Source organism: Wolbachia endosymbiont (group B) of Pilophorus perplexus (genome assembly GCF_964028155.1).
Classification (GTDB): domain Bacteria; phylum Pseudomonadota; class Alphaproteobacteria; order Rickettsiales; family Anaplasmataceae; genus Wolbachia.
In genome coordinates, this window is the sequence record NZ_OZ034754.1 from 316,351 (window position 1) to 328,974 (window position 12,624).

Consider the following 12,624-nt stretch of genomic DNA (forward strand, 5'->3'; position numbering starts at 1 on the left):
CTGGGATGACAAGGGGGGATACTAGGATGACAACGAAGGTGCTGGAATGAAAGGAGTGTAAGATAAAGCTACTTGTATAACTGTTGCACATCCATAAACTCCTTCTCGTTTTGAATGCTAATGGTAGCGTGAGTGTTGAAAGGTAAAGGGTCATTTATATGTCCATGGCCTACTCCTTTCATTGTAAATACTGGAAAGTTGACACTTTTTGCAAACCTTTCTTTTACAATTTCGACAAGATTATCATTATAACAGTTAACAAAGTCACCGAATATTACTGCATCTACTCCATCAAAAATATGAGCTTGTTTTAGGTGATCTAGACTTCGCTCAATTGAATATGGATAAACTTTTATGTCTTCTAAAAATAGAATTTTGTTTTTTGCGTTTATTTGCCAAGCAGTTCCTATGCTATTTTCAACCAAAGTCATATTACCACCGATGATTTTAGACTCTAATTTGCCATTTTTTAGTCTAATGCCATTGTCGATCATTTTTAGGTTATCAAATCTGATAGAGTTGCGTTGCTTAAGAATTAACTCTTTTAATTTTTCAACAGAGGTTTCAGCAACAGAGTTATTTACTATCATTTCCAACATGGTACCGTGAAGAGTTTGCCAGTCATATTTAACTTGCAGATAAATATGTAAAGCAGTGATATCACTATAGCCTATAAGAATTTTTTTGTTTTGAGCAATTCTTTCTTTTTTATCATTGGGTAACTTTTCTAGATAGGGAATTAGCCGAGAAGCCCCTTCTCCTCCTCTGATACACCAAATTATTTTGCTATCATCAGTGAGCGCATTAACCAAATCATTCGCTCTAAACTCATCAGAGTTAGAATAAAATGGGTTGTCATTACTGTATATTTTCTCCGAAATGTGAGGATTAAAACCCAAAGTTTTTACGGATTCTTTTATAGTGGGCAGATCCGATTCTTTTCCCTTCGAAGAAGGAGCAATAATATCAACTTGATTTGCAGGATTAGTGAGTAAAAGGCATAGAAAATAAAGAATAAAGGAATACATTAAAATATCTTATGAAACTCTTGCTTTAATATATCATCTAATTCGCAAAGAGAAACTTTTACTCCTAGTTTTTCCATTGATGTAACGCCGTAATCTTTTAGTCCACAAGGAATAATACCCTCATAGTGGGAAAGGTTTGGAGAGACATTAAGCGCTATGCCGTGATAAGTTACCCATTTTCTCAAGCGAATGCCAAAAGCTGCTATTTTTTCTTCTACTCCGTTGTTGTTCACCCAAATGCCTATTCTATCTTCCTTAAATTCCCCAAGTATATTAAAGTGTTTTAAAACATTTATGATCCAATTACTTAGGTCTCTGATATATAGTTTTATGTCACATTTGTTTCTTTTTTTAAGATTTAGCATTAAATATATAATGCGCTGCCCTGGTCCGTGATATGTATATTTACCACCCCTACCTGTTTTATATATAGGAAATAATTTTTCAATAATGTCATCATCTGTTGCACCGATTCCTGCTGTGTAAAGTGGAGGGTGCTGGAGCAGCCATACTAGCTCATCAGACAAATTATTGTAAATTTGTTGAATTTTTGCTTCCATGAATTTCACAGAATGGTTATAATCAGTCAATTGGTTAGAGATTAGCCATTCTGTCATGTTCTATTTCTTTAGGTCTATCAATGTCATTCCAGCGCTTGACACTGGAATGGCTTTGTTGCACAGCTCTTCGGATAGTGGGTAATGTATAATAAATTCATGAAGCTATATCAAACTTAGCCATGCCTATTTCAGTAAATTTGTTAAGCAAATAACACTTGAGTAGCAGTTCCTTCTCACGATTAATCTCAGATTTATTCCTAAAACTAAATCCAAATATTTGCTTCAGTCGCGAGAAAAAACTTTCTATATAAGATCTCTTCCAATAATTTATCTCTTTTTTCCACCTCTTCATACCATCTTCATCATATGACTTTATGAGCTTGATTGTAGAATTTCTCTCATTCATATAATCCAACTTTGGATGCTCTACTGCATTATTTTGCGGAGGAATCCTTGTCTTTATGTCAAGCTCATCGCACAGTTTGTATAACTTCTTTCGATTATATGCCCTATCTGCATATATCGTGCTTATGTTATACTTGGTATCCACTCTTTCAATAAGATCACAGGCTCCATAGTGGTCGGAATAAACTCCACTACTGTATTTTGCAGCTATAACTTTTTTACTACCTATCTCTAGCATTACATGTAGCTTTCTTGTTTGCTCATAGCGGCGATACTTTCTATCTGTACCATTTGCCTTACTATGGCCTGGAATATTATTGTAGATGCTGATACCTGTACTATCTATAGCAATTTCAATATCTTCCATATCGTTCTTATCAACTCTGCAGTCGTTGATTTTGATATTAAGCTTTTTAAACCTTCTTGAAGCCTGCGAATAGCTGATAATTTGCAAAATTTTCCCTATTTGCTCAAGATATTTCTCTATAAATCCCACTGTTTGCCTAAGACCAATCCTGAATAGATAGGTTATTATGTGAATTAGAATCACTACTTTGTCGCTGTAGACATTGTTGCCACCTGCTACTTTTGGACTATTTTCGTACCAATTTTCAATGGCATCGTTGATATAATGAAAAACATTTCCCCTTTCTTGAAGAAATTTGTTATATTCATTGCAGTTACTGACTTTCATTCTTATTGGCATATTTTTCCTTTGTCGGCTAAATATCTATTTTATAACAAATTCCATCAGTAACTGCCTGTTCTTTCCTTGAGTGGTGCAACAAAGCCCACTGGAATCCAGAAATTTAATTGTAGATAGCACACTGAACTGGTGAGCATAGTTGCTTTACGCTAAAAAGAATGTCTTTGACTAGATTGTATGAAAAGCTGGATCCCAGTGTCAAGAACTGGGATGACATCATTCTTGTAACACTAATTGATATAATTCAACTACAATTTCAAATTTTTAACAAAATTTTCAGGAGGCACATATGAATTTTAACATTTTTCAAAGAAAGAAAAGCAGTGAATACTCTGCTTTGCAACTAATGATGGAACCAAGTTGGAGTAGGCGTGATTATGTAAGTTTTGCTGAGGAAGGTTACATAAAAAATGTTATTGCCTTTCGAGCAATTAATATGATCGCAAGTGCTGCATCTTCGGTACCTTTTACTCTCTGCCAGCTTACTGACCAGGGAAAATCACAACTAAAAGCGCATCCATTACTGAAGTTACTTTATTCTCCTAATCCAATGACATCAAAATCGGAATTTATTGAAGGGATTGTGACTTATCGATTAGTTAATGGCAATTCTTATGTATTGATGATTGAGGCGCAGAACAAACCAACAGAGCTTTATCTTCTGCGCCCTGATAGGGTTGAAATTATTCCAGGGAGAAGTAACGTTCCTTATGCCTATCGTTATACCGTAAATAACAACAGTTATGACTTTAAAGTTGATAAATTGACTGGGCGTTCAACAGTACTGCATCTTAAAACCTTTAACCCTTTGAATGATTGGTATGGACTTTCACCAATTGAGGCAGCTGCATATAGTATAGATCAGCATAATCAGGCTGGTGCTTGGAATCAGGCAATGCTGCAAAATGGAGCAAGACCAAGTGGTGCAATAGTTGTGAAATCAGAAAAGGATGGAAGCGTTGGAAACTTAAGTCAAGAGCAGTACCAACGCTTAAAAGCGCAGATAAATGATCATTACTCAGGTCCTGTCAACGCTGGAAGACCGATATTACTTGAAGGAGGTTTAGAGTGGAAGGAAATGAGCTTATCACCGAGGGATATGGATTTTATTGAGTCAAAACATAGCTCAGCTCGTGATATTGCGCTAGCTTTTGGCGTTCCGCCGCAGTTGCTTGGCATACCGGGTGATAACACTTACAGTAATTTAGTTGAAGCACGTCTTTCCCTTTGGGAACAGACGATTTTACCAACGCTAGAAAATATTATCTGTCACCTGAATTCTTGGCTAGTGCCCAAGTTTGGCAAAGATTTATGTTTGTCATATGATAAAGACGCGATAGAAATTCTAATGGAGAAAAGACAAAAGATGTGGAAATACGTGCAAAACGCAAGCTTCATGACGCTCAATGAAAAAAGAGAAGCTTTTGGCTTGCAACCGTTACCCGGTGGTGATAAGTTGAATTGATGTTTATATAGTATAGATATTTATACTAAGCTGTAAGAAATTAGAGGTATTTTATGTATCAAGAACAAGAAAATTCAGTAAGTAATTCTCGATTGACTCTTCCTCATATGGAATTATCGTTGAGAGCCAAACAAGATACTAATCCAACAGATAATGAAGGTCTTGTCCCTTTACATTATGCTGCTTGCGGAAATCGCTTAGAGCAAGTGAAATTATTGCTTAAAAACGGAGCAAATGTTAATGCATTGGATAATTATGGTTTTACTCCTTTACATTATGCTGCTTCCATAAATTGTAAAGAGGAGGTGGAATTATTGCTTAAAAACGGAGCAGATATTGATGTAAGAAATCATTTCGGTGCTACTCCTTTATATTTAGCTGTTCAGGGAGGCCATGGTGCGCCAAGGTGCGCCAAGAAGTGCTTGGAGAACAGTTGGTGAAAATCCAACACAAACAAAGTCTAGCCAACAGTTTGGAACAGACCACTATGTTGCATGAGGTAACGAGTGTAATAGAGCTAGTGGGATGGACAATGCAGGGTACAACGAAAGTGAAGGGATTGAGTTCCGAAATACCTGAAGACATAGAGGTCGACATTTTCATGGCCATGGAAGACAGCATGAAGGATAGCGTAAAGGCAAGTTATCACTCACTCTATCGGGATCTGAGACCGTGCCATGTATTGAAATGGACTTCAAGTGAACTTGGGAGATCCTATGCATTCCTACAAAGGTACGCTGGAACAAGTCAACAAAGGCAAGAACTAGCGGAAGATGCAGGGGAAGTCGGACTGATTGATAGTACTCAGAATGTGGGAAAGCCACGTACAAGGGGAAGCGATCAGCAATATAGTAACTGGAATAGGGATTGCTAGGCCAATACAACGGAGGTTGGAATAACATGCAAAATAAACTAAACCAGATAGCAGTAAGAGCAAAGCAAGATAAGCGACTAAAATTCACATCGTTAGTCCATCTGATAAATACAGAGAATCTTGCGAGATGTTATAAAGAACTGAAGCGTAACAAGGCTTGTGGAGTAGACCAGATAACAGTGGAATCATACGGAGAAAATCTGAATGAGAAACTCGAAGTGCTAGTAGAAAGTATGAAGAGGAAGCAATATCAACCACAACCAGTAAAGAGGGTATATATACCGAAAGCTGGAAGTAAAGAGAAACGCGGACTCGGAATACCATCGACCGAGGATAAATTAGTACAGATTATGCTGAAGAAGATACTAGAAAATATTTACGAGGCAAACTTTCTGGACAGCTCATATGGATTTCGACCTGGAAGAAACTGTCATCAAGCGGTAAATGCACTAGATAAAGCAGTTATGTACAAGCCAATAAACTACATTGTAGAAGTGGATATCAAGAAGTTCTACGATAATATACAGCATAAATGGCTAATGAGATGTCTAAGGGAACGAATAACTGACCCAAATTTGCGGTGGTTAGTAAAGCGGTTTCTCAAGGCAGGGATAGTCGAAGCTGGAAATTATGAAGCAACAAAACAAGGTACACCCCAAGGTGGTATAGTAAGTCCTGTATTAGCAAATATATACTTACATTATGTGTTGGATTTATGGATAGAAAAGAAATTTAAACCAAGATCCAGAGGATATATACAACTAATAAGGTTTTGCGACGATTTTGTGGTTTGTTGCGAAAGTAAGGTAGACGCGGAAGAATTTCTGGAATTACTGAAACAAAGGCTAAATAAATTTGGGTTGGAAGTATCTGAAAACAAGACCAGAGTAGTAAAGTTTGGCAAGAGGGAGTGGCAACAAGCGATAAGAGAGAAACGAAGGACGGAAAGTTTCAATTTTCTGGGGTTTACGCACTATGGTGCAAAAAGTCGTCGTGGTAGATTAATAATGGGACATAAAACCTCAAAGTTAAATCTAGCCAGAAAACTAAAAGAAATCAAGGAGTGGTTGAAAATAGTCCGCGGAAGTATTCGACTTAAAGCTTGGTGGCAAGTACTGAAGGCTAAATTAACAGGACACTATAACTACTTTGGTATTAGCGGAAATTATTGGTGTTTGAAACAATTTTACACATCAGTAAGAAAGCTAGCATTTAAATGGATAAATCGGCGTAGTCAGAAAAAGAGTATGACCTGGGAACAGTTTGTACACTACGTAGAAGTAAATCCATTACCAAAGCCAAAAATACATTTTTCTTTATATGCATAAGAGGGACGACTGTGAAAACTAATATTGATGAGCCGTGTGCGGGAAATCTGCAAGCACGGTTCTTTAGGGGGAGTTGTAGTAATAAAACTCAAACGAGAGGAGTAAAGCTACAGCTTCTACCGAACAGAATGTGGTAAAATTATTGCTTAAAAACGGAGCAAATATTAATATAGCAGATAATTCTAGCAAGACTGTTTTACATTTATCTGTTCTCAAAGGCCACACAGAGATAACAAAGTTATTGCTTGGAGATATGGAGACTCCAAGTACAAGCTGCATCGATATAAGCATTGAAGAGTTACAAGTAACTAGTAAGTCTTATTATTAGAGGGTAGATGAAGTTTACTATCTCCTAAATCGTATCTGTTCAGATTCATGTGAAATCAGTCCTTTTTTTCTTGTCATGAAAGTAGCTGACACTGGGATGGCTTTGTTGCACAGCTCTTCGGATAGTGGGTAATGTATAATAAATTCATGAAGCTATATCAAACTTAGCCATGCCTATTTCAGTAAATTTGTTAAGCAAATAACACTTGAGTAGCAGTTCCTTCTCACGATTAATCTCAGATTTATTCCTAAAACTAAATCCAAATATTTGCTTCAGTCGCGAGAAAAAACTTTCTATATAAGATCTCTTCCAATAATTTATCTCTTTTTTCCACCTCTTCATACCATCTTCATCATATGACTTTATGAGCTTGATTGTAGAATTTCTCTCATTCATATAATCCAACTTTGGATGCTCTACTGCATTATTTTGCGGAGGAATCCTTGTCTTTATGTCAAGCTCATCGCACAGTTTGTATAACTTCTTTCGATTATATGCCCTATCTGCATATATCGTGCTTATGTTATACTTGGTATCCACTCTTTCAATAAGATCACAGGCTCCATAGTGGTCGGAATAAACTCCACTACTGTATTTTGCAGCTATAACTTTTTTACTACCTATCTCTAGCATTACATGTAGCTTTCTTGTTTGCTCATAGCGGCGATACTTTCTATCTGTACCATTTGCCTTACTATGGCCTGGAATATTATTGTAGATGCTGATACCTGTACTATCTATAGCAATTTCAATATCTTCCATATCGTTCTTATCAACTCTGCAGTCGTTGATTTTGATATTAAGCTTTTTAAACCTTCTTGAAGCCTGCGAATAGCTGATAATTTGCAAAATTTTCCCTATTTGCTCAAGATATTTCTCTATAAATCCCACTGTTTGCCTAAGACCAATCCTGAATAGATAGGTTATTATGTGAATTAGAATCACTACTTTGTCGCTGTAGACATTGTTGCCACCTGCTACTTTTGGACTATTTTCGTACCAATTTTCAATGGCATCGTTGATATAATGAAAAACATTTCCCCTTTCTTGAAGAAATTTGTTATATTCATTGCAGTTACTGACTTTCATTCTTATTGGCATATTTTTCCTTTGTCGGCTAAATATCTATTTTATAACAAATTCCATCAGTAACTGCCTGTTCTTTCCTTGAGTGGTGCAACAAAGCCCACTGGGATCCAGTTTGACGAAAGCGCTCTACAACGTTTTTTGTGAAAAAGCCAGTGTCAGGCACTGACCATTTGTTGCTACGTTTTTGTCTATCTTATTTTGCCACCCTGCTGAACGGATACCCTAAATCATGTAGCTAAATGAGTTAACTATTTTTCTTGCTAACTAAGGTGTTGTAAATTTGGTCTACATCAAAACTCATCTTAGGGCACCAAATAGGGCCATCTAAGTGTGCCTCGATATAAAGAGGACTATTATGATTTGGTAGTATGAAAAAGAGTCTGAATATAGAAGTTAAGGAGAACTTAGATAAGATTAAATTAGAAGAGATAGAACCTGATGCTTGATCGATACTAAACTGTGAACTAGTTGAACATACACCACTGTTAATACTTACTTTTCCATTAATATTTTCAAAAAGCGTACTGCCATTATATATATCAACGTAAGCAAGCTTGGAAATTTCAGGTTTATTCTTACTGCTTAACAACTTAGTGATGAATGAATTAAAATCCACATTTGTAAACTCTATTTTCTGTGCTTGAAAGTTTACATTTCCTGATAAGTTACTAGCCCAATCATCAAAGCTTGTCCCTTGAGTTTTGATTTCACCACTTAAGCTTATCTTGCCATTTATGTTATTAACTCCTATAACTTCCTTGGTGTCCAAATTTGCAATAGAAAATTTTATGTGAATTGAGCCTGCTTTTAGATAACCCTGAAAAAACATTTGTCCATGTTCTAGTATGTAACTTATCTTTTTGATAGTGATAGTGCTGTTTCTTATCACTGTATCCAAGTTAAAATCTTTTAAGACGTTTTGCCCAATTTTAAATTCTGTAGTTTTGATTTGCACGTTTGCATCAAAATCTCCTTTCTCATCTAAAAAATTAAGCTGCTTTGTTGACCATTGAATTTGATTTATTTCATTTCTTGAGTTTCTTTTTACCTCTAATAGTTTTGGTAATTTAAAGATATTTCCATTAAATTTATTACCTGTAAGGTTTACGTCTAATAAAGGCTTAGTGTATTTTTGATCCACTAATATTTTTACACTACCGGTAATGTCGAAATTTTCTCCGAATAACTTTATTTTATCTGCAACTAGCTTGTTCTCTTGTATTTTTAATGAAAAATCCAAATCTTCAATTTTTGTACCATTGAATATAGAATCTTTAACACTAGTTCTTATATTTACATCATATTTAATATTTTTCAGCCATTGCACTTTGCTGAATAATGAATAATCATATTTATCTATATTAATGTTATGTATGCTAAATTTACTATCGATCATATTGTGTTTTTTTGTGTGATTTACCTTAATTGATCCTTGCCAAGATTCTTTGTTATTTAGCAATCTGATATCTGAAAGAGATAATATTCTAGGTGCTAAATATAGTTTAGAACTTGCTGTAAATTGACTTTTCTCTCTTTCTTGCATCTTGATAGAAGGTAAAATATGTGAAATGAACGACTCACCCTTTATCAATATATCACCATTAAATTCAGACAAGTTGCCATTGTTTGAAACTTTTCCTGATAAGCGAGATATATTATTGGTTCCAGGAAACTGAAGAAGAGTATCAACGTTTATTTCGCCATTAGCAAATTTTAGCGTAGCATGAAATTTGTCCAATATCCTGTTTTGATATTGAATATTTGAAGCTTCCATATTAAAATCCAAGCTCAGGTTCTTTGGCACAACCTCTCTAAAAGATTCTAAAAGACCCTTCATATCTGTTGTTTTGTGTGAGCCGTTTTTTAGGTCGACTTTACTAAAACTAATATTGATATTAGTATGATCACTTTTTCTATCATTTTGTATTATACCAGTGCCTTGCATGCTTTTGGACTCAATTTTTAAATCAGTTGCCGTAAACTCGCTTTCATTGAGATTGATATTGGATGATATCTCAATATTTTCGCTGGGAATCACATAAGAAAGGAAGCTAAGATTAATGATTTTTGCCAAGCCGCTCATAGAATCAGAATTATTATTAATCGTCAATACTAAATTGCCCTTGAGCTCTTCTTGATTTCTATTACCTTTAAATAGCAAATTTGCAAAATTTGAATCAACACTAATGTGTACATTATTTTTTGTGACATTAACCTTTCCAGAAAAATCGTAATTGTTGTCACCAATCTGTACTTCACCAAAAAACTGCTTATTTTTTTTTATAGCAACTTCCTTGATATTAATAGTATCGGCGTTAAAACTTATTTGGCTGTCCTTTATTAATATATCAACTATATTATCATTGGCTTTCGTATTTATAATATTAAGTAAATTTTCTTTGTTGCTTTTCATGCCCAAAAATGAGATTGACTTTGGTTGCAATGAAAATGAAAACAACGATGGCCTTATTTCAATTTTTTTTGCACTAATTAAATCTGATAATTTTTGCTCCTTGTTTTTGTTGTATTGTACATATACATTGTGAATAGTAAGTTTTGGAGTAATGAGCGAAACTTCAATTTTTCCTCCAACATGTACTTTAGCATCATACGTCTTCTCTAACTCTTTTACGATATATTCTCTGTAGCCACTCCAATCCTTAAAAGTTGCAGCAACGTGCATGAGAATTAATAGCAACGAGATTGATAATATGGCGTATAAAGAAAGTTTCATAATAGACCTCTCATTCCAGCATCCCTTCTCTTCTTGTCATCCCAGTTTGGGATCCAGGAAATTTGATTAGACATTAAGTTAATTAGCAAAAAAGTAGCTATTCTTATGTTAAAGCACAGCATTTTTACATGAGAAGCTGGTCTGATGAGCACTGGGTTCCCAGTGGAAATTGCTCTCAAACCACAACACTTATACAGTTGTGTGTGTGACACTGTGATCCAGTGTGACTTAAATAAGGTTTTCCAGATTATATAATCAACAAAATTTCTGGATCCCAGTGCTTGACACTGGGATGACAGGAATAGGTTATGGGATGAAAGAAGTGGATATTGGAATAGTAGCTGAAATGACATATAGCAATACAAAGGGTGTAATTTACACATATTTCAAATTATTCAAATTTCCTCTAAAAATCAGGTAAAGAGTGCTAGAATAAATAATAACACTCAAAGCTATTAAAGTTACTAAATAAACAATACGAGCTAGCCCTCTATCGAAAAACAACCCTGCTGATAAGTAATTAGAGAGATAAAGAACTATTGACATAACCAATGTTGCAGTGAGAATTTTTACAATATTTAGTAATAATGCTTGGCTAAGCTTATACATCTTATTTATTGTTAAATAATTAATCAATAAAATAGAATTTATCCAAGTGGAAATGGAAGTAGCAATAGCAATTCCTATATGTTGGTATTTGTTCATTAATAGGAGATTTAGTATTACGTTAATTCCAAGGCACGTTAATGAGAACATAGTTGGTATTTTTAGCTTTCCCCTAGCAAAGAATGTGGGTAGCAATACTTTATTTATAATAAATGCGGGTAAAGAAAGAGAAAATGCTACTAATGTAGGAACAGTTTGCTGCACTGCATAATAATCAAATCGGCCGTAAGAAAAAAGCGTAAGTAAAATCATGTCAGGAATAATGATAAAAGCAGCAGTTATTGGCATAATTAATATTAACCCTATATTAAGGGCCTTGTTCTGTATTTTGACTATATTCTCAGTATCATTTATTCGTTTTGAAATCATAGGAAGAAGTACTGTACCAATTGCAGTGCCAATTACTCCTTGCGGTAGTTGATTTAGTCTATCGGCATAATATATATAAGAAACTGCATTTGGTATAAAACTCGCCATGATTGTGTCAATCCATACACTTATTTGTATTACACAATTGTTGATAATTGCAGGTATTACACGCTTGAAAAACAACTTCACTTCGTTACTTAATTCTAAACTAAAAGAAAAGAAAGCCTTTAATTTGTATGCACTAAATATTATTAAAAGTAGCTGCAAAATCCCTCCAATCAGGACGGCTATAGAAAGGTTATGAGCCGGTGTTTCAATGTAAGGTAAAAACAAACTGATGATTAAACAGAGGTTCAAAATGATTGGTGAAATAGCTGTTGAAGCAAAATGCTGTTTTACTTGCAACATTCCACCAATAAGTGATGCGATTGACACGAAGATTATGTAGGGCATCATAATTTTCGACAAAGTTACAGTAAAGGTAAATTTATTTTGGTCAAATCCAGGAGTGAAGATTTTGATCATGTAAGGGAAGAAGGTTTGTGTGATAAGGCAAAAAATTACTAGAATAATAAACGTAATGGATATTACACTACTTGCGAAATTAAATGCCTTTTTATTATCATATGACTCTGCAGAGTATAATGGTATGAATGAGGTAGTAAATGCCCCCTCTGCAAAAAACGATCGAAATAAATTAGCAAAGCGAAACGAGGAAAAGAATATATCTGCAAGAGAGGTTGCACCAATAACCGTAGCAATCAATACATCTCTTATTAGCCCTGAGATTCTTGAAATAGCTGTAAAAAAACTAAATGTGAAAATACTTTTAAACATATCATGGTGTCAATACGATTGAGTATAATGATAAAAGCATGAATGAAAATATTTAAAACCCTCTGCAAAAGGAGGTAACTTAAATAATTAATTGACTATTTGTGCTCGTATGTTAAAAATTTTATATCTTGGCGGGCGTAGCTCAGTTGGTAGAGCGTCAGTTTGTGGTACTGAATGTCGCCAGTTCAATCCTGGTCGCTCGCCCCACTCAAAATTTTCACTTTACATAAATATA

12 protein-coding genes and 1 tRNA gene are annotated in these 12,624 nt (G+C 34.8%); 7 read left to right on the forward strand and 6 right to left on the reverse strand.

Going from position 1 to position 12,624, the window contains the following annotated elements; translation table 11 throughout:
* Positions 1-68: 68 nt before the first annotated feature.
* From ABWU28_RS01810 to ABWU28_RS01820, 3 genes are all read right to left on the reverse strand, one after another.
* Entirely contained in the window at positions 69-1,028 is a 960-nt protein-coding gene (locus ABWU28_RS01810; protein ID WP_265025289.1) for an LD-carboxypeptidase, read from the reverse strand.
* Positions 1,028-1,645, reverse strand: coding sequence for a lipoyl(octanoyl) transferase LipB (gene lipB, locus ABWU28_RS01815; protein ID WP_353275468.1), 618 nt, complete (start codon positions 1,643-1,645; stop codon positions 1,028-1,030). The genes ABWU28_RS01810 and lipB overlap by 1 nt, the downstream gene beginning before the upstream one ends.
* Positions 1,646-1,742: 97 nt before the next feature.
* Positions 1,743-2,699, reverse strand: a complete 957-nt coding sequence (locus ABWU28_RS01820; RefSeq protein ID WP_213863789.1) for an IS5 family transposase — start codon at positions 2,697-2,699, stop codon at positions 1,743-1,745.
* Positions 2,700-2,988: 289 nt separating this feature from the next.
* Here ABWU28_RS01820 and ABWU28_RS01825 point away from each other — a divergent pair, with 289 nt between their 5' ends.
* The 6 genes from ABWU28_RS01825 to ABWU28_RS01850 are packed head-to-tail and all read left to right on the forward strand — an operon-like array spanning position 2,989 to position 6,694.
* The gene (locus tag ABWU28_RS01825; protein WP_214303221.1) at positions 2,989-4,164 is read left to right on the forward strand and encodes a phage portal protein; all 1,176 of its coding nucleotides are present in this window, start codon (positions 2,989-2,991) and stop codon (positions 4,162-4,164) included.
* A gap of 53 nt (positions 4,165-4,217) precedes the next feature.
* Positions 4,218-4,604 carry an ankyrin repeat domain-containing protein gene (locus ABWU28_RS01830; protein WP_353275470.1) on the forward strand — a complete coding sequence of 129 codons (387 nt, stop codon included), beginning with the start codon at positions 4,218-4,220 and terminating at the stop codon, positions 4,602-4,604.
* A gap of 47 nt (positions 4,605-4,651) precedes the next feature.
* Entirely contained in the window at positions 4,652-5,038 is a 387-nt protein-coding gene (locus ABWU28_RS01835; protein WP_353274937.1) for a hypothetical protein, read from the forward strand.
* Between the two features lie 26 nt (positions 5,039-5,064).
* Positions 5,065-6,366, forward strand: a complete 1,302-nt coding sequence (ltrA, locus tag ABWU28_RS01840; protein WP_353274935.1) for a group II intron reverse transcriptase/maturase — start codon at positions 5,065-5,067, stop codon at positions 6,364-6,366.
* A gap of 11 nt (positions 6,367-6,377) precedes the next feature.
* Complete coding sequence (locus ABWU28_RS01845) at positions 6,378-6,503, forward strand: hypothetical protein (protein WP_353275472.1); 126 nt, start codon at positions 6,378-6,380, stop codon at positions 6,501-6,503.
* Entirely contained in the window at positions 6,497-6,694 is a 198-nt protein-coding gene (locus ABWU28_RS01850; RefSeq protein ID WP_353275474.1) for an ankyrin repeat domain-containing protein, read from the forward strand. Before ABWU28_RS01845 ends, ABWU28_RS01850 begins: the two co-directional genes overlap by 7 nt.
* Positions 6,695-6,838: 144 nt before the next feature.
* Here ABWU28_RS01850 and ABWU28_RS01855 read toward each other — a convergent pair whose 3' ends face one another.
* The 3 genes from ABWU28_RS01855 to murJ all read right to left on the reverse strand — a co-directional run bounded on the left by ABWU28_RS01855 (position 6,839) and on the right by murJ (position 12,389).
* The gene (locus tag ABWU28_RS01855) at positions 6,839-7,795 is read right to left on the reverse strand and encodes an IS5 family transposase (RefSeq protein ID WP_213863789.1); all 957 of its coding nucleotides are present in this window, start codon (positions 7,793-7,795) and stop codon (positions 6,839-6,841) included.
* Between the two features lie 232 nt (positions 7,796-8,027).
* Positions 8,028-10,517 carry an AsmA-like C-terminal region-containing protein gene (locus ABWU28_RS01860; protein ID WP_007302069.1) on the reverse strand — a complete coding sequence of 830 codons (2,490 nt, stop codon included), beginning with the start codon at positions 10,515-10,517 and terminating at the stop codon, positions 8,028-8,030.
* A 375-nt stretch (positions 10,518-10,892) separates the two neighbouring features.
* Positions 10,893-12,389 carry a murein biosynthesis integral membrane protein MurJ gene (gene murJ / locus ABWU28_RS01865; protein ID WP_026097235.1) on the reverse strand — a complete coding sequence of 499 codons (1,497 nt, stop codon included), beginning with the start codon at positions 12,387-12,389 and terminating at the stop codon, positions 10,893-10,895.
* 131 nt (positions 12,390-12,520) lie between these two features.
* Between murJ and ABWU28_RS01870 the strand changes: the two genes are divergently transcribed.
* Positions 12,521-12,596: transfer RNA gene (locus tag ABWU28_RS01870), tRNA-His, on the forward strand.
* Positions 12,597-12,624 lie beyond the last annotated feature (28 nt).

What these genes read in the sequence shown, in the direction of transcription:
- ABWU28_RS01860 (WP_007302069.1), bottom strand. Translation starts at nt 10,517, where the DNA reads ATGAAACTTTCTTTATACGCCATATTATCAATCTCGTTGCTATTAATT.
- ABWU28_RS01825 (WP_214303221.1), top strand. Translation starts at nt 2,989, where the DNA reads ATGAATTTTAACATTTTTCAAAGAAAGAAAAGCAGTGAATACTCTGCT.
- ltrA (WP_353274935.1), top strand. Translation starts at nt 5,065, where the DNA reads ATGCAAAATAAACTAAACCAGATAGCAGTAAGAGCAAAGCAAGATAAG.
- ABWU28_RS01835 (WP_353274937.1), top strand. Translation starts at nt 4,652, where the DNA reads ATGTTGCATGAGGTAACGAGTGTAATAGAGCTAGTGGGATGGACAATG.
- murJ (WP_026097235.1), bottom strand. Translation starts at nt 12,389, where the DNA reads ATGTTTAAAAGTATTTTCACATTTAGTTTTTTTACAGCTATTTCAAGA.
- ABWU28_RS01820 (WP_213863789.1), bottom strand. Translation starts at nt 2,699, where the DNA reads ATGCCAATAAGAATGAAAGTCAGTAACTGCAATGAATATAACAAATTT.
- lipB (WP_353275468.1), bottom strand. Translation starts at nt 1,645, where the DNA reads ATGACAGAATGGCTAATCTCTAACCAATTGACTGATTATAACCATTCT.
- ABWU28_RS01855 (WP_213863789.1), bottom strand. Translation starts at nt 7,795, where the DNA reads ATGCCAATAAGAATGAAAGTCAGTAACTGCAATGAATATAACAAATTT.
- ABWU28_RS01810 (WP_265025289.1), bottom strand. Translation starts at nt 1,028, where the DNA reads ATGTATTCCTTTATTCTTTATTTTCTATGCCTTTTACTCACTAATCCT.
- ABWU28_RS01830 (WP_353275470.1), top strand. Translation starts at nt 4,218, where the DNA reads ATGTATCAAGAACAAGAAAATTCAGTAAGTAATTCTCGATTGACTCTT.